This window comes from Pseudomonas sp. B35(2017) (genome assembly GCF_002113645.1).
GTDB classification, from domain to species: domain Bacteria; phylum Pseudomonadota; class Gammaproteobacteria; order Pseudomonadales; family Pseudomonadaceae; genus Aquipseudomonas; species Aquipseudomonas ekonensis.
Genome location: NZ_NEIZ01000014.1, coordinates 1 through 15,486, shown reverse-complemented (window position 1 = coordinate 15,486; position 15,486 = coordinate 1). Strand labels below are relative to the sequence as shown.

Genomic DNA, 15,486 nt, shown 5'->3' with positions numbered 1-15,486 from the left:
CCCGGATGCCAGAGAATCTACCGGGACAAAAACTTCCACTGGACACCTTTGCCCTCGGTGAAGTGAAGTCGCGCCAGCGCCCAGTGACTTGCGTCTTCTCGTTTGTGGAACACGCGGTTAAGCGATAACTGACTGCAAAACACTACTCCGCCAGCCCTAGCCGCAATCGGCCTCGCCGGGCCAACCCCACCTGCAGAGCAAACGCCACCACCACCGTCGCCGGCGCGGAAAAACTGCTCAGTCCACCACCGGCAAACATCAACGCCAGCCCCAGCGCCGTCGCGCCGAACCAGGCGCTCAACCCGACCGGATTGAATGCCGCCACTCGCTCCAGCGCCGCCGCATCATTGCGTCCGCAGAGAATCTGCGCCAGTGCCACACCGACCCAAGCCACCACGAAAATCCCCTGATAGGCCAACGCCTTGAGAAGGTAGGCGAACACGTCCGCCAGCATCAGCCCGTAGACGACCACCCCGACCACCAACGCCCACATCAGGTACGAACCGCGCACGCCGAAACGGCCGAAGAACGCCTGCATGTTCAACGTGGCCAGGTAGTAGTTGGCGGTGTTGATGCGGGTTTGCGTGGCCCAGACGAACAGCAGCCCCCACAGGCCCATCAACTGCAGGATCGCCATCACCACCGAGACTTCGTTCAGCGCGCCGTCATGGGGAATGCTGCTGACCAGGTAGATCCCCGCCGCGCCGTTGAGCAAGAACGTCACCACGTAGAACGGCATGCCGAAGTTCCAGCGGCCGTGGTAGTCGGCGTCTTCAGGTTGGCCGAAACGCGCGTAGTCGAAGGTGAACAGCATCAGGATCCAGACGCCCATGTAGGCGACGAAGCAGTGCCACCAGCCGAACGCGTCGGGGGTAGCCGGGCCGAAATCCAGCCATTGCGGCTGGTAGCCATAACGGCTGACCGACAGCCCCACCGCCACCAGCAGACCGCCGAGATACACGGGCAGCAAGACGCCGTTAAGCTTGTCGAGCCAGTGCTGCACGCTGCCGAGGATCATCGGCACGCTGTAGAGCACCACGGCCAGGGCCGCCAGCGGATAGATCAGTTGCGGATACAGGTGATTGAGCGCCACGGCGATCACCGAGCCTTCGAACACCGCGTAGTAGATCGCCGTGGAAAAGAAGATCAGCGTCGCCAGGCTGGCGCCGGTGCTGCCGAACAACAGCCGCGAGAACAAGGCCACCGACAAGCCGCTGCGGATCGCGAAACGGCTGAGCACACTGTTGACCAAGCCGTAGCTGATCACCGACAGCACCATGCCGATCAGCGCATTGCGCGCACCGAACGACAGCGCCAGCGACGCGCCGACGACGATGTAGAACATCGCGCTGCACACCGCCCACCAGGCCATGGTCAGCGACAGTCGCCCCATGCGCGCTTCGGCCGGCACGGGATGATGGGCCGGGTCTTGCCCGGTTTGACTCGATTGCGATAAAGCGGCCATATGCGTGAACTCCAGAACCAGTCAAAGGTTGAAGCGCGGGCAGCCGTCACCGCACCAGAGTGCGGCGTTGGCTCACCGTTTGGCAGGGCCCGCGCGATGCGGCGGGCAGAATCAGGAAGGGAACAGCTTGCTCAGGCAGCTGAGTTTTTTCTTATAGGAACGTCGCGCTTCCAGCGCCTCTTCGAGGGTCACCGCGACAAAGCGGGCCTTCTGGTTGGGTTGCATCTGGCCGATCAAGTCGAGGTCGGCGCTGATCACCGTGCCGATCATCGCGTAGCCGCCACCGGACACCGCGTCGCGGTGCAGGACAATCGGCTCAAGCCCGGCCGGCACCTGGATAGAACCGATCGGGTAGCAACTGTCGACGATGTTCGACGGATCGGAGCCGGCGCCGAACGGCTGTTCGCGGGGCTGGAAGCTCAGCGCACTGCCGCCCTTGAAGCGATAGCCGATGCGGTCGGCCTCCGAGCCCACCGTCCATGGCTCGGCGAAAAAGCTCTTCGCCGCGGCGTCACTCAGGCGCTCGTAATACAGCCCCGGCACGACGCGCAGGGTGATTTCGCCGCCCAGCGATTGGCGCAGCGCCATGGGCAGGCTGGCCCCGGCTCGGCCCTTGCCGCTGGCGGTGCCGATCGGCAATTCGTCGCCGGCGACCAGTCGGCGTCCCGCAAAGCCACCCAGCCCACCCAACGCATAGGTCGAACGACTGCCGAGCACCACCGGCACATCGATGCCGCCCGCCACCGCCAGATAAGCCCGGGCGCCGGCCTTCGGAAAATCGAAACGCAGCACCTGCCCGGCCTTCACCTCGAACGCCGTGTCATGGTGCATTTCCACACCGTCGACACGCGCCGTCATGTGCGCACCGCAGACCGCCACCAGCGCGTCCTGCTGAAACTCCAACTCAGGCCCGAGCAACGTGCACTCCAGCGCAGCCAGGCTCGCGGGGTTGCCGACCAGTTGGTTGGCCGCGCTCAAGGCGTATTGATCGAGCGCCCCCGAAGGCGGGATGCCCAGGTGGTAATAGCCTTCGCGCCCCTGATCCTGCACCGAAGTCGCCAGGCCGGGTTTGAGTACCTTGATCATGCCAGCACCTCCTGCAACGACTTGGGATAGCCGATCGGGTCGGCGAGGAACGCGTCCAGGGAAAACTCCACCGGACGAATCCGCAGATCGAAGCGCCCGGCGTCCACTTCAGCGACCGCGCGGTCGTAGGCGTCACGGTCGATCGGCTTGAACTGAACGATGTCCCCCGGGCGGAAAAACACCATGTGTTCCTTCAAGTACGCGAGGGTCTGATGCGGGTCGTAGATCGGTGCCGGCGTGACGCCGAACATCTGATAACCACCGGCACCGCGCACCGAGTAGATGCAGCCGAAGCATCCGCCATGGCCGAGGGTCAGCTTCGGTGTGTCGGTGCGTGGCCGCAGGTACTTCGGCACCTGCAACTGGCGCTCGCGCTCCACCATCTGGAACATGAACGGCAGCCCGGCCACGAAGCCGACCATCGAGACGAACCACGGTGCGCCGCTGTGGGCGGCGATGAACGCCTCGACGTCCGCCAGACCGTTGATCCGTGCGGCGTACTCAAGGTCGGTGGCGCTGGGGTCCTGATGCCGGTCGCGGAAACGCATCAGGGTTTCGTGGGTCCAGGGGTCGTTGTACAGCACCGGAACCTCGATGATCCGTGTCTGCAGCGTACGCTCGGAAACGGCCTCGGCTTCGGCGCCTTTCACCGCTTCCAGCAAGGTGTGCGGAGCGATGCGGTCCGGGTCGAAACGGATCTGGAACGACGCGTTGGCCAGGCACACATCAAGCACGCCATCCAGCGCCAGACGCTCCACCGCGCGGGTGACGGCCAGCCCCTTGAAGAACGCGTCGAGGGACATGCTGTCGCTGACTTCGGCAAACAGATGCTCATCGGCACCGAAGCTGTAGCGGATTGGCGTGCTCATGCTTGACCTCCACGGCGGCGCGCCGCCAGCCAGGTTTCCAGGGTGCCGGTGTGGAAATCGGCGCTGTGCAGCCACGCTTGCTCGAGCAATTCGCTGTGCAGCGTCAGGGTGTTGGCCATGCCGGACAGTGTGGTCTGTTCCACCGCTGCCCTCGCCCGACGCAATGCTTCGGCGCGGTCAGCACCGTGCACGATCAACTTGGCCAGCAACGAGTCATAGTAAGGCGGCACGCGGTAGTATTGATACAGGTGAGTGTCGACACGAATGCCTTCGCCCTGCGGCCAGATCAGTTCCTCGACCAGACCGGGACTCGGGAAGAAGTCGCGCTGCGGATCTTCGGCGTTCAAGCGCATTTGCAGCGCGGCGCCGTTGAGTTGAATGTCACTCTGCTTGAAACCCAGCGGTTCGCCGCCAGCAATGCGCAACATGGCCTGGACCAGATCGATGCCGGTGATCAACTCGCTGACCGGGTGCTCGACCTGAATCCGCGTATTCATCTCGATAAAGAAGAACTCGCCGGTCGCATCGTCATACAGGTATTCCAGAGTGCCGGCGCCCTTGTAGGCCAAGGACTCGGTCAGGCGCACGGCGCTCGCGCAGAGGATCTCGCGTTGCTGTTGGCTGAGCACTGGCGACGGCGCTTCCTCGAAAATTTTCTGCCGGCGACGTTGCAGTGAGCACTCACGCTCGAACAAATGCACCGCGTGCTGACCGTCGCCCAACACCTGCACTTCAATGTGCCGGGCCTGACCGATAAACCGCTCAAGGTACACCGCGCCGTTGCCGAACGCAGCCTGGGCTTCGCGCTGGGAACGGGGAAACTCTTCGGCAAGCTGCGCAGCGTTTTCCGCCAGGCGAATGCCCCGCCCGCCGCCACCGGCCGAGGCTTTGATCAGCAGCGGGAAGCCAACGGTTTCGGCAGCCTTGAGTGCCGATTCGACGTCAAACAGCTCACCCGGTGAGCCCGGCACCACCGGCACCCCCGCCGCTTGCGCGGTGCGCCGGGCTTCGGCTTTATCGCCCATACGTCGGATCGTTTCGGCGCTCGGCCCGACAAAAATCGCCCCGGCCGCCACCACTGCTTCGGCAAAATCGGCGTTCTCCGAGAGAAAGCCGTAACCGGGGTGTACCGCGTTGGCGCCTGTGGCTTTCAAAGCACCGAGCAAGGCTTCGACATTCAGATAGCTTTTATCGGCGCGCGCCGGGCCGAGGACGTGTACCTCATCGGCCATGCGCGCGGCGAGGGAATCGACGTCCGCTTCACTGCACGCGGCCACAGTGGGAATCCCCAGCTCCCTGGCGGCGCGAATAATCCGCACCGCAATTTCGCCACGGTTGGCGATCAACAATTTATGAATACCTTGGGTCATGATCACGCCCTCACTCGTCGTCGAGCGTTGCGATGACTTGACCCGGTTCCACCGGATCGCCGTCTTCCACCAGAAATGCGCTGAGGCGACCGGCCGTCCCGGCGGTCAGTTCGGAAAACTGCTTCATGACCTCGATCAGGCCGATCACCGTGTCGGCGCTGACCTGCGCGCCCGGCTCGACGTAGTTCGCCGATTCCGGCGTGGCTTTGCGATAGAAGGTCCCGGGCAACGGGGTGATTACAGTGTGTTCGGCCATGTCTGTTCCTTTTGGAATAGTTGTAGAAAGGCAGGCAAAAAATCCATGGATGGGGCAACGCTGGCGTCTGTGTGCCAGGTGTTTTCGCGGGCGATCAGCGTGGTGCGCGCACCTCGATCCCGGCGTTGTCGAGCGCCTTGCGCGTGGCCTCGACCAGCGCCAGGGCACCCGGGGTGTCGCTGTGCAGGCAGATGGAATCGAATTCGATGGCCAGGTCTTCACCCTCCACCGTGCGCACCACGCCTTGCTGACAGGCGCGCAACACGCGCGCGGCGACGTGCTCCGGGTCGTAGGCACGCACGTTGCGGGTGAAGACGATGGAGCCGCTGAGGTCGTATTCGCGGTCGGCGTAGAACTCGCGGATCACCGGTTGGCCGAGTTCTGTGGCGACCCGCCAGATCACCGAATCCGGCATGCAATACAGCAGCAAGTCCGGCTCCAGGCGCTGCAGGTTTTCCACCAGCAGACGCGCCGCCTCCTCGTCCCGCGCCAGGTGCATGTAGAGCGCGCCGTGGGGTTTGATGTGTTGCAGCGCCACGCCTTGAACCCGAGCCAGTTCACGCAGGGCGCCCAACTGGTAGAGCATGTCGTCGACCAGTTCCTGAGCCGGTGCGTTGATGTGCCGACGGCCGAAACCGACCAGATCGCGAAACCCCGGATGCGCGCCGATGGCCACGCCCAGGCGCTTGGCCTGTTCGACGGTGCGGCGCATGGTGCCCGGGTCGCCGGCATGAAAACCGGTGGCGATGTTGGCCGAGCTGATAAAGCCCATCAGTTCGTTGTCGACACCGTCGCCGATGGTCCATGGGCCAAAGCCTTCACCCATGTCCGAGTTGAAATCTACTGCTTGCATGACGCTTACTCCTGACGCTTGTGACTTCATGCAGGTCAAAGTAGATTCTCGATCACCCCTTGGGAAGATCTATTAACAGATAGGTCATCTTCTGAAAAACAGATAGCCTGAAACTGCGACCTCGTCGACCGGAGTGCCCATGTCCCTGACCTTGCGCCAAGTGCGCTATTTCGTCGCCACCGCCGAGATCGGGCAGATCTCTCAGGCGGCGATTCACCTGAACATTTCCCAGTCGGCGGTGACCACGGCGATCAAGGAACTGGAAGGCCTACTCGGCACGTTGCTGTTCCAGCGCTCGGCGCAAGGCATGAGCCTGACCGACGCCGGGCGGCACTTTCTGAACCGGGCCTACGTGATTCTGCGCAGCGTCGACGACGCCTTGAACAGCCCGCTGCCGGACATCCGCGCCAGTGGCGTGTTGCGCCTGGCAGCGAGCTACACGGTGTTCGGCTACTTCCTGCCGCACCATCTGCAACGGCTGGAACACTGGCATCCCGACGTCACCATCGAAGTCCACGAACAGGAGCGTCAAGCCATCGAACAAGGCCTGCTCGAAGGCCGCTTTGACATGGCCGTGGTGCTCACCGCCAACCTCACCCACCCGGACATCGTCTCGGAGACACTCTTCAATTCCGAACGCCGGTTATGGTTGCCCAGCCACCATCCCCTGTGCGAACGCTCGGCGGTCAGCCTGGCCGATGTGGCGAAAGAACCCTTCATTCTGCTGACCGTCGACGAGGCCGAACAAAGCGCCATGCGCTACTGGGAAAATGCCCGCCAACAACCCAACGTGCGCGTCCGCACCAGCTCAGTGGAAGCCGTGCGCAGCATGGTCGCCAACGGCAGCGGCGTGGCGATCCTGTCGGATCTGGTGCACCGCCCCTGGTCGCTGGAAGGCAAACGCATCGAAACCCTGACCATCACCGACAAAGTCACCCCGATGAGCGTCGGCTTGGCGTGGCACCGCGAACAGGCGTTCAGCCCGGCGATGCATGCGTTTCGCAATTATTTCCATGATGCGTTTTTGGCGCCGCAGCAGTTGTCTGCGCGGCGGTGAGAGAGGTTGAGACGATGGTTGTGTTTGATAAGGTGCAGCAAACGGCGAGTGGCCTGCCAGCAACCCATCGACCTGCACCCGTTACTCTTCAATGAGGTCTAGTCACTGAACTCCCACTTAAGGATCGGCAGATACCGGGGCTCGCCACATACTGGACGTGGCACATCGCGCACATACCGTGCACCGAGCAGCTCGTAGAAGCCCCGAGCCGACGGATCCGACTCTACCGCCAGAGTGCTCACACCCAGCCCTCGCACTACAGCCAGAGCATGCCCCACCAGGCGCCGTCCGTGACCACCTCCCATAGACTGCGGGTCGACCCAGCAATGTTCCAACTGCCAGCCGTCCTCGCCGTTCTCAAGCCCATAAAAGCCCAGTAGCCGGCCATCCACTGCGACCAGCACCGCGTAGTGGCCGGTCATTTGCCCGGGGTGGAACGTCAGCGCGGCCTCCCATGCCTTCATCCAGGCTTCGGGGTATCCCCAATGGGCCTTGCTGCGCTGAGCCAAAGCACTGAGCGCCCGCGCATCAGCGCCCCGGGAGGGGCGAAGGGTCGGTGTGTCGTCCTCCAGCAAAGCTCGCCCCGCCGGGTCAGTGGCCAGCAGGCTGTACTGGTGCAGGCTGAGGAAGCGCCCGTTCTTGTATTCCACATCCCGCAGGGTTCCCTCCAACACGAAGCCGAGCCGCTCCAGCAAACGTGTGCTGGCGAGGTTCTCCGGCTCAACATCTGCGTGGATGCGGTGTACGCCGAGGCGACTCAGAGCAAAGCGGAGGATGGTGGACAGACAGTCTCGCATCAGCCCCCGTCCCCAGTGTTCCGGCATCAGCCAATAGCCGATTTCCAGGCTGCGATCGGAGTGTGACCAATCATTGAAACCGCAGGCGCCCACCAGTTCGTTACGCCCCGGCAAGGTAATGCCCCACCAAATGCCCCGGTGCTCTTCCAGCAGCGCGTCATACCAGCGCATCTGCTCGTCCGTCGCTTCGAGGTTGTCGTAAGACACGCCGTAGTGGGCAACTACCTGGGGGTTGGAAAGCCCGGCAAAAATCGCCTCGACGTCATTGCGATAAATCCGCCGCAGCGTGCAATTGGTCAGGAAGAACTCGGGAAACTCGACAGCAAGATCCATCTTTTTCTTATCCAGGGCTGGGTCAGTGCAAAAATGTTCGCAGCAAAGGGCGTGGGAGTAAAAGGACAGTCAGGACGCTATCGGGCGGAACAGTCCAAAAAAAGTAATGGGTAAAAAGGGGACGGCTCTATTTTCTGAGAATGGAGCCGTCCCCTTTCAAGTCAACACTGTGTAAGCAGTAGCGAAGTGGGCACCTGAGCGAGTTCACTTCGTCGGAAAGCCCCGAACAAAGAGGCTTTAGTGCAGTCAGACCGGGATCTCAACCCCCGCCCCTGGAGGCGTATCGATCATGAAGAAAACCCTGGTTGTTGCAGCAGTCTGTGCTTTCGCGTTTGGCGCCACGGCTTTGCTGCCCGCCGACCTCTCGCCGATTGGTTCGGTTTATGCCGGGGGCAATGGTGGCGGTGGCGGTGGCGGTGGAAACGGCGGCAATGGCGGTGGCGGCAATGGCGGCGGAAACGGTGGCGGCCATGGCGGAAGCGGCGGCAGCGGCAACGGCGGCAGTCATGGCGGCAGCGGCAGTGGCGGCAACAGTGGCCACAGCGGCAGCGACCATGGCTCCGGCCACTCGGGCGACTCCGCCTCCTCCGGCCGCAGCGGCACCCACGCCGAACCCGGCGACGATCACGGCGTGCACCGCGCCGGCGAAGTCGGTGATGACCATGGCATGCACCGCGCTGGCGAAGTCGGCGATGACCATGGTGTGCATCGTGCCGGTGAAGTGGGCGATGACCATGGCCTGCATGCTGCCGGAGAGCCCGGCGATGACCGTGGCGTCCACGTCGGCGGCGAACCCGGCGACGACAAACGCGCCAACTGAGCCGGCTTGACCATCGCCATCGCGGGCAAGCCCGCTCCCACAGAGTGCGTGGGGTGCATGCAGAATCTGCAGCCACCACAAAAACCTGTGGGAGCTTGCCTGCAAGCGATGAGGCCAGCCCATCCAACATCACCGGTGCCTGACCCGCCGCCATCGCTGGCAAGCCAGCTCCCACAGGTTACGAGTCGCTCTCAAATACGAGGTTGAACCCAAACACTGTGGGAGCTGGCTTGCCAGCGATGAGGCCGGCCCATCCAGCATCACCGCTCGCTCACAGCACGCAATGCGCCGGATCCAGCCGCTCGCGCAGGAACTCGATCAGCGCCTGCACCGGCCGCGATGTCTGGCGGTGCTGCGGGTACACCGCCGACAGCGTCAGCGGCTCGGGCCGGAACTCGTCCAGCACCGGCACCAGCCGCCCGTCCTTCAGCGCCGAGCCCACGATGAACGTCGGCAGATACGTGATCCCCATCCCCGCCACCGCCGCGTCCCGCAGCAATTCACCGTTGTTGACCCGCATCCGCCCCGCCACATTCACCAGCAGCGGCTTGCCCGGCCCCGCGTTGAACCGCCACTGCACCGAACGGCCATGGCCGTACGGAAGGCAATCGTGGCCATGCAGGTCTTCAGGCTTGAGCGGCGTGCCGCGTTCGGCCAGGTACGCGGGACTGGCGCAGTACACCCGCTCGATGGCCGCGATGCGCCGGGCGATCAGGGTGGAGTCCTCCAGCACGCCGATGCGCAGCGCCAGGTCGTAGCCCTCGCCCAGCAGGTCCACCGGTCGGTCGCTCAGGTCCACCTCCACCGTGACCTCCCGGTAGCGCTGCAGGAACTGCGGCAGCAGGCACCCCAGATGCGCCACGGCAAACGACAGCGGCGCGCTGAGGCGAAGGGTGCCGCGCGGTTCGGCGGTCTGCCCGGCGATGCCTTGCTCGACCTGTTCCACTTCGCCAAGCAGGCGCAGCGCCGATTCGTAGTAGCTTTGCCCCAGCGGCGTGACGTCCAGGCGCCGGGTCGAGCGGTTGAGCAGGCGCACGCCCAGGCGCTCCTCCAGCTGCATCAGCCGGCGGCTGACGAACTGCTTGGACAGGCCCAACTGATCGGCCGCCGCCGTGAAGCTGCCGGAGTCCATGACCTGGCAAAAGATACGCATGTCTTCAAAGGGGTTCATTGTCACTCCATGGTGGACAGTCAAACGCTTTATAGCCGCTTTTTCACTTCCTGGCACTTCAATAATCTGTGTCCACGGTGTTGCTGAGGTCGAACCCCAGCGCCGCAGCAGCCCGATCCCACAACAGAAAACGCCAACGATTGAAAAAGGAATTGACCATGAGCCTCAAGCACACCCTCACCGCCTCCCTCCTCGCCCTGTCCATCGGCAACGCGTTCGCCGCCGGCAGCCCCGGTGTCGAGCACAACACCCAGGCGTTCCTCGACGCCCTCGCCGCCGGCGGCGGCAAGCCGCTGGAGCAACTGAGCCCCAAAGACGCCCGCGCGGTGCTGACCGGCGCCCAGGCGTCGGTGAAGGTCGACCTGTCCGGCGTTGAAGTCAGCGACAAGGCAATCAAGGCCGACGGCCAGACGATCAACCTGAAGGTGGTGCGCCCGGCCCAGGCCAAAGGCGATTTGCCGGTGTTCATGTTCTTCCACGGCGGCGGTTGGGTGCTGGGCGACTTCCCGACCCACCAGCGCCTGATCCGCGACCTGGTGGTCGGCTCCGGTGCCGTCGCGGTGTACGTCGACTACACGCCGTCGCCGGAAGCCCACTACCCGACCGCGATCAACCAGGCCTACGCCGCCACGAAATGGGTGGCCGAGCACGGCCGGGAGATCGGCGTGGACGGCAAGCGCCTGGCGGTGGCCGGCAACAGCGTCGGCGGCAACATGGCGGCGGTGGTCGCTTTGAAGGCCAAGGAACAGAACACCCCGGCCCTGCGCTTCCAACTGCTGATGTGGCCGGTGACCGATGCCGGGTTCGATAACGGCTCGTACCGCCAGTTCGCCGAAGGCCACTTCCTGACCAAGGGCATGATGCAGTGGTTCTGGGACAACTACACCACCAATCCGGCCGAGCGTGCGCAGATCCATGCCTCGCCGCTCAACGCCAGCGCCGACCAGCTCAAGGGCCTGCCCGCCGCGCTGGTGCAGACCGCCGAATTCGACGTGCTGCGCGACGAAGGCGAAGGCTACGCCCGTCACCTGGATGCAGCCGGCGTGCCGGTGACGTCGGTGCGCTACAACGGGATGATCCACGACTTCGGCCTGCTCAACCCGCTGAGCCAGGTCCCGGAAGTCAAGGCGGCGGTGCGCCAGGCTGCGGCGGAACTCAAGACCCACCTGAACTGACAGCCTTTCATCACGCAAAAAAATGCCCGCCAATGGCGGGCATTTTCGTTGCCGCTTACTTCGAGGTGAACTTGGTGTAGCTGTTGATCAGGTTGCGGTAGTTCGGCAGACGCTCGGACAGCAGGTTGGCCAGGCCTTCCATGTCGTTGCGCCAGTCGCCCTGCAGCTCGCAGGCCACGGCGAACCAGTTCAGCAGGTGCGCGCCGGCGGCCGACATGCGTGCCCAGGCGGCCTGTTGCACGGTTTCGTTGAAGGTGCCGGAAGCGTCGGTCACCACGAACACTTCGAAGCCTTCAGCGATGGCCGACAGGGTCGGGAACGCCACGCACACGTCGGTCACCACGCCGGCGATGATCAGTTGCTTGCGGCCGGTGGCCTTGATCGCCTTGACGAAGTCTTCGTTGTCCCAGGCGTTGATCTGGCCAGGACGGGCGATGAACGGCGCGTCCGGGAACTGCGCCTTGAGCTCCGGCACGATCGGGCCGTTCGGGCCGCTGTCGAAGCTGGTGGTGAGGATGGTCGGCAGCTTGAAGAACTTGGCGATGTCGCCCAGGGCCAGCACGTTGTTCTTGAACTCGTTGGGCGAGAAATCCTGCACCAGCGAGATCAGGCCGGTCTGGTGGTCAACCAGCAGCACAACGGCATCGTCTTTGTTCAGGCGTTTGTAGGGAACGTTGCTCATGTGAAACTCCTCGGTGGATGGTTGTTGCGGGCAGCGCCGGTCCTGCGGGCCGACGCCGGGTTGTCAGGGTCAGAACGCGAAGCAGGAACAGCCGAACGCGCCCCAGAAGCCGGCGAAGTCGCTGACCGGCACGTTGGACATCCGCGCCTTCTCATGGCTGTGGGTGTGCACGGCGCACGGGCCGCTGCACTGGTGCACCTGCGCCTGCAACGGCGCGTTCGGGCGCCAGTGGCCGGGGACCTTCGCCACCGGCGACCAGTCCGGCAGCACCGGCAGGCCGGCAGGACCGAGCGTGTCGAAATCGCCGGCGCCGTAGACGATCTTGCCGCCGACCACGGTCAGCACCGATTCGATCCACTTGATGGCCTCTTCCTCGACGCTGAAGAAGTCCGCGCTCAAGGCCGCCAGATCCGCCAGTTGCCCGACCTTGATCCGGCCCTTCTTGCCTTGCTCGGAGGAGAACCAGGCGCTGCCGTGGGTGAACAGTTCCAGCGCGGTCTCGCGGGGCAAGCCCTCTTCGTACAGCGCCAGCCCGCCGACGGTGCGGCCGCTGACCATCCAGTACAGCGAGGTCCACGGGTTGTAGCTCGACACCCGCGTCGCGTCGGTGCCGGCGCCCACCGGAACGCCTTCGGCCAGCATGCGCTTGATCGGCGGCGTGGATTCGGCGGCCTGCTTGCCGTAGCGGTCGACGAAGTATTCGCCCTGGAACGCCATGCGGTCCTGGATCGCGATGCCGCCGCCCAGCGCCCTCACCCGCTCGATGTTCTGCGGGGTGATAGTTTCGGCATGGTCGAAGAACCACGGCAGACCGTTGAACGGGATGTCGCGGTTGACCTTCTCGAACACGTCCAGCATGCGGCTGATGGATTCGTTGTAGGTGGCGTGCAGCCGGAACGGCCAGCGCTGCTCGACCAGGTGGCGCACCACCGGCTCCAGTTCCTGCTCCATGGTCTGCGGCAGGTTCGGGCGCGGTTCGAGGAAGTCTTCGAAGTCCGCCGCCGAGAACACCAGCATCTCGCCGGCGCCGTTGTGCCGCAAAAAGTCATCGCCCTGGTGCAGCTTGACGCTGCCGGTCCAGTTCTTGAAGTCGGTGAGCTCTTCCTTCGGCTTCTGGGTGAACAGGTTGTAGGCGATGCGCACGGTCAGTTGACCGTCCTTGGCCAGTTGCTCGATCACCTGATAGTCGTCGGGGTAGTTCTGGAAGCCGCCGCCGGCGTCGATGGCGCTGGTCAGGCCCAGGCGGTTGAGCTCGCGCATGAACTGACGGGTCGAGTTGACCTGGTACTCCAGCGGCAGCTTCGGCCCCTTGGCCAGGGTCGAGTACAGGATCATCGCGTTGGGCCGCGCCACCAGCATGCCGGTCGGGTTGCCGTTGGCGTCGCGCACGATCTCGCCGCCCGGCGGGTTCGGCGTGTCACGGGTGTAGCCGGCCACACGCAACGCGGCGCGGTTGAGCAGCGCACGGTCGTACAGGTGCAGCACGAACACCGGGGTGTCCGGGGCGGCCTGGTTGAGTTCTTCGAGGGTCGGCATGCGCTTTTCGGCGAACTGGAATTCGTTCCAGCCGCCCACCACCCGCACCCATTGCGGCGTCGGCGTGCGGTCGGCCTGCTCCTTGAGCATGCGCAGCGCATCGGCCAGGGACGGCACGCCTTCCCAGCGCAGTTCGAGGTTGTAGTTCAGGCCGCCGCGGATCAGGTGCAGGTGCGAGTCGTTGAGGCCGGGAATCACGCAGCGGCCCTTCAGGTCCACCACTTGGGTGCCCGCGCCTTTGTGCGCCATGGCTTGGGCATCGGTGCCGACGGCGACGAAGCGCCCGTCCTTGATCGCCACGGCGCTGGCCCGTGGGTTTTCCCGGTCTACGGTATGAAATTGGCCATTGAACAGAATCAGATCGGCGTTCATCGCAGTTCCTTCGACATAAGTGAAACGGATCGGAACCCGCCCGCCTCAGCGCGGCGGGTTGGCGTTGGATTCGTGGTGCCCGTGAGCCCGGCCGGCTTCCAGCCACGGCGCGAACAGGCGCGTGGCGCGGGGCATGCACACGTACACCACCGACAGCACGATGGTCAGGGTGATCAGGAAGGTCGCCACCACGTAGTTGGAGAGAAAGGCGTTGAGCTTGAGCAACGGCCCCCAGATCAGCGGCACCAGCAAGGTGTGCGGCAGAATCACCAACAGCGTCACCACCGCCTGCTTCCAGCGCGGCGGCGGCGAAGCGGCGTCGGCCAGCGGCGCGAACCAGAACTCGTTGACCGGGTTGACCTCGGTCTGGTCGCCGTCGGCCAGCATCGGCGCGGCCTCCTCCACCAGCGCCTGGCGCTGGGGCGAATCGAGCCAGCGCTGCATCGCTTCGGTGGAGCAATAGCGCAGCACGCAGGTGAACAGCGCAAGCCCCCCTTGGCGGCTGCGCATCACGTCCACGCCCAGGTGGCCTTCCTCGCGGCCCGCCACGCTGACGATGTTGCGCAGCCAAGCCTCATAGGGCTGTTCGAAACCGGCCTTGACCCGATGCTTGATGATCAGGGTCACCACTTCATCGGTGCCCGGTTTCTTGGCGGATTGGGTTTCAGGCATAACGGAGCACTCCGGACAAACGGGCACCGAACGCCAGCCGCCCGGGACCGGCGATCAGCACCGTGGAAAAGAGGATCAGCAGCAGCCAGCCGAACTGCCCCTCGGCCACACTCCATTGCGGGTGCACCAGCAGCAGCGCCACCAGCAGCACAAACAGAATAGGCAAGCAGGCCAATCGCGCCAGGACACCGGCGACGATCAGCAGCGGACAGACGACTTCGGCGAAGATCGCCAGCAGCAGCGTGAGGTGGGGGCCGAGCCGGAACGGGTCTTCGATCAGCTGCAGCTGCTCGCTGAAGTGCAGCAGCTTGGGCAAGCCGTGCACCCACAGCAGGAACAGCCCGCCGGCCGTCCGCAGGAACAGCAAGCCGAGGCTTTGCGCCTGTTCATCCCGTTGCGAAGCGTTCATGGCACAGCCCTTGATCAATCATTGGGCTGGATGATGAACCGCCGGGATGAAGAAAAATTGAATGGACGTGCTCTCTTGGCCCACCGCATCTGTGTTGCGCACACAGCCCTGTAGGAGCCAGCCTGCTGGCGATGGCGGCGTGTCAGCCGGCATCACATTCGACTGACCCACTGCTATCGCCAGCAGGCTGGCTCCCACAGGTTTTTGCGTCTGGTCAAAGGGCCGCGTCGGCCTTCAGCTCCAGGCTGTCCAGCACCCGGTTCACCGCCAGTTCGCCGAGCATGATCAGTTGCGCGATGCCCTGCGCCGTGTGCCGGTGCTGGCCGTCCAGCAGCCCCGCAAAGTTGTTGGCCATGACCTTGGCCGAAGTCAGGGTCTCGCAGGCGTCGGCCAGCAGTTCCTCGTTGTCGGCGGCGGGGGCGATGGCGTAGAGCTTGCTGATCTTGAGCGCGGGTTCAGGGACGAACATCGGGTTGAGGTAATGGTCGAGGGCGCGCTCGGCGGCTTCGTTGAGCTTGCGCGAGTCGGGGGATTCGTAGGGGGACGTGGGGTCGGTTTCGGGT

General features: G+C 64.2%; 16 protein-coding genes. 3 read left to right on the top strand and 13 right to left on the bottom strand.

The window, feature by feature from the left end; all coding sequences use genetic code 11:
• Positions 1-142: 142 nt before the first annotated feature.
• The 6 genes from CAG41_RS20540 to CAG41_RS20515 all read right to left on the bottom strand — a co-directional run bounded on the left by CAG41_RS20540 (position 143) and on the right by CAG41_RS20515 (position 5,899).
• A complete protein-coding gene (locus CAG41_RS20540) occupies positions 143-1,465 on the bottom strand; it encodes a cytosine permease (RefSeq protein WP_085694178.1) in 1,323 nt (440 codons plus the stop codon).
• Positions 1,466-1,576: 111 nt separating this feature from the next.
• A complete protein-coding gene (locus CAG41_RS20535) occupies positions 1,577-2,551 on the bottom strand; it encodes a biotin-dependent carboxyltransferase family protein (protein ID WP_085582346.1) in 975 nt (324 codons plus the stop codon).
• The gene (locus tag CAG41_RS20530; RefSeq protein WP_085582344.1) at positions 2,548-3,420 is read right to left on the bottom strand and encodes an allophanate hydrolase subunit 1; all 873 of its coding nucleotides are present in this window, start codon (positions 3,418-3,420) and stop codon (positions 2,548-2,550) included. The genes CAG41_RS20535 and CAG41_RS20530 overlap by 4 nt, the downstream gene beginning before the upstream one ends.
• Positions 3,417-4,790: an acetyl-CoA carboxylase biotin carboxylase subunit gene (locus CAG41_RS20525; RefSeq protein ID WP_085582342.1), complete on the bottom strand. Its 1,374-nt coding sequence runs from the start codon at positions 4,788-4,790 to the stop codon at positions 3,417-3,419. Before CAG41_RS20525 ends, CAG41_RS20530 begins: the two co-directional genes overlap by 4 nt.
• A gap of 10 nt (positions 4,791-4,800) precedes the next feature.
• Positions 4,801-5,046 (bottom strand): acetyl-CoA carboxylase, encoded by a 246-nt coding sequence (locus CAG41_RS20520; RefSeq protein WP_085582340.1) that lies wholly within the window; start codon positions 5,044-5,046, stop codon positions 4,801-4,803.
• Positions 5,047-5,140: 94 nt separating this feature from the next.
• Positions 5,141-5,899 carry a 5-oxoprolinase subunit PxpA gene (locus CAG41_RS20515; protein WP_085582338.1) on the bottom strand — a complete coding sequence of 253 codons (759 nt, stop codon included), beginning with the start codon at positions 5,897-5,899 and terminating at the stop codon, positions 5,141-5,143.
• Positions 5,900-6,038: 139 nt separating this feature from the next.
• Between CAG41_RS20515 and CAG41_RS20510 the strand changes: the two genes are divergently transcribed.
• Entirely contained in the window at positions 6,039-6,956 is a 918-nt protein-coding gene (locus CAG41_RS20510; protein WP_085582336.1) for a LysR family transcriptional regulator, read from the top strand.
• A gap of 98 nt (positions 6,957-7,054) precedes the next feature.
• On the opposite strand, the gene CAG41_RS20505 is transcribed toward CAG41_RS20510, so the two are convergent.
• On the bottom strand, positions 7,055-8,086 hold the full coding sequence (locus CAG41_RS20505) for a GNAT family N-acetyltransferase (protein WP_085582334.1): 1,032 nt from the start codon (positions 8,084-8,086) through the stop codon (positions 7,055-7,057).
• Between the two features lie 289 nt (positions 8,087-8,375).
• Here CAG41_RS20505 and CAG41_RS28885 point away from each other — a divergent pair, with 289 nt between their 5' ends.
• Entirely contained in the window at positions 8,376-8,906 is a 531-nt protein-coding gene (locus CAG41_RS28885; RefSeq protein WP_139834990.1) for a hypothetical protein, read from the top strand.
• Between the two features lie 271 nt (positions 8,907-9,177).
• Here CAG41_RS28885 and CAG41_RS20490 read toward each other — a convergent pair whose 3' ends face one another.
• On the bottom strand, positions 9,178-10,077 hold the full coding sequence (locus CAG41_RS20490) for a LysR family transcriptional regulator (protein ID WP_085707406.1): 900 nt from the start codon (positions 10,075-10,077) through the stop codon (positions 9,178-9,180).
• Positions 10,078-10,235: 158 nt separating this feature from the next.
• Here CAG41_RS20490 and CAG41_RS20485 point away from each other — a divergent pair, with 158 nt between their 5' ends.
• Positions 10,236-11,252, top strand: coding sequence for an alpha/beta hydrolase (locus CAG41_RS20485; RefSeq protein WP_085657019.1), 1,017 nt, complete (start codon positions 10,236-10,238; stop codon positions 11,250-11,252).
• A gap of 55 nt (positions 11,253-11,307) precedes the next feature.
• Here the strand turns inward: CAG41_RS20485 and ycaC are convergent, their stop codons facing one another.
• From ycaC to CAG41_RS20460, 5 genes are all read right to left on the bottom strand, one after another.
• Positions 11,308-11,934, bottom strand: coding sequence for an isochorismate family cysteine hydrolase YcaC (ycaC, locus tag CAG41_RS20480; protein WP_085586847.1), 627 nt, complete (start codon positions 11,932-11,934; stop codon positions 11,308-11,310).
• Between the two features lie 69 nt (positions 11,935-12,003).
• Complete coding sequence (locus tag CAG41_RS20475; protein ID WP_085707405.1) at positions 12,004-13,842, bottom strand: amidohydrolase; 1,839 nt, start codon at positions 13,840-13,842, stop codon at positions 12,004-12,006.
• A 45-nt stretch (positions 13,843-13,887) separates the two neighbouring features.
• Positions 13,888-14,514 carry an antibiotic biosynthesis monooxygenase gene (locus CAG41_RS20470; protein WP_085633792.1) on the bottom strand — a complete coding sequence of 209 codons (627 nt, stop codon included), beginning with the start codon at positions 14,512-14,514 and terminating at the stop codon, positions 13,888-13,890.
• A complete protein-coding gene (locus tag CAG41_RS20465; protein ID WP_085695453.1) occupies positions 14,507-14,923 on the bottom strand; it encodes a DoxX family protein in 417 nt (138 codons plus the stop codon). The genes CAG41_RS20470 and CAG41_RS20465 overlap by 8 nt, the downstream gene beginning before the upstream one ends.
• Positions 14,924-15,137: 214 nt before the next feature.
• Positions 15,138-15,486: DUF6124 family protein (locus tag CAG41_RS20460; RefSeq protein ID WP_085707404.1), on the bottom strand; the 349-nt coding region annotated here is incomplete at its 5' end.

Coding starts and splice junctions, on each gene's coding strand:
- CAG41_RS20540 (WP_085694178.1), bottom strand. CDS start 1,465: ATGGCCGCTTTATCGCAATCGAGTCAAACCGGGCAAGACCCGGCCCAT.
- CAG41_RS20535 (WP_085582346.1), bottom strand. CDS start 2,551: ATGATCAAGGTACTCAAACCCGGCCTGGCGACTTCGGTGCAGGATCAG.
- CAG41_RS20530 (WP_085582344.1), bottom strand. CDS start 3,420: ATGAGCACGCCAATCCGCTACAGCTTCGGTGCCGATGAGCATCTGTTT.
- CAG41_RS20525 (WP_085582342.1), bottom strand. CDS start 4,790: ATGACCCAAGGTATTCATAAATTGTTGATCGCCAACCGTGGCGAAATT.
- CAG41_RS20520 (WP_085582340.1), bottom strand. CDS start 5,046: ATGGCCGAACACACTGTAATCACCCCGTTGCCCGGGACCTTCTATCGC.
- CAG41_RS20515 (WP_085582338.1), bottom strand. CDS start 5,899: ATGCAAGCAGTAGATTTCAACTCGGACATGGGTGAAGGCTTTGGCCCA.
- CAG41_RS20510 (WP_085582336.1), top strand. CDS start 6,039: ATGTCCCTGACCTTGCGCCAAGTGCGCTATTTCGTCGCCACCGCCGAG.
- CAG41_RS20505 (WP_085582334.1), bottom strand. CDS start 8,086: ATGGATCTTGCTGTCGAGTTTCCCGAGTTCTTCCTGACCAATTGCACG.
- CAG41_RS28885 (WP_139834990.1), top strand. CDS start 8,376: ATGAAGAAAACCCTGGTTGTTGCAGCAGTCTGTGCTTTCGCGTTTGGC.
- CAG41_RS20490 (WP_085707406.1), bottom strand. CDS start 10,077: ATGAACCCCTTTGAAGACATGCGTATCTTTTGCCAGGTCATGGACTCC.
- CAG41_RS20485 (WP_085657019.1), top strand. CDS start 10,236: ATGAGCCTCAAGCACACCCTCACCGCCTCCCTCCTCGCCCTGTCCATC.
- ycaC (WP_085586847.1), bottom strand. CDS start 11,934: ATGAGCAACGTTCCCTACAAACGCCTGAACAAAGACGATGCCGTTGTG.
- CAG41_RS20475 (WP_085707405.1), bottom strand. CDS start 13,842: ATGAACGCCGATCTGATTCTGTTCAATGGCCAATTTCATACCGTAGAC.
- CAG41_RS20470 (WP_085633792.1), bottom strand. CDS start 14,514: ATGCCTGAAACCCAATCCGCCAAGAAACCGGGCACCGATGAAGTGGTG.
- CAG41_RS20465 (WP_085695453.1), bottom strand. CDS start 14,923: ATGAACGCTTCGCAACGGGATGAACAGGCGCAAAGCCTCGGCTTGCTG.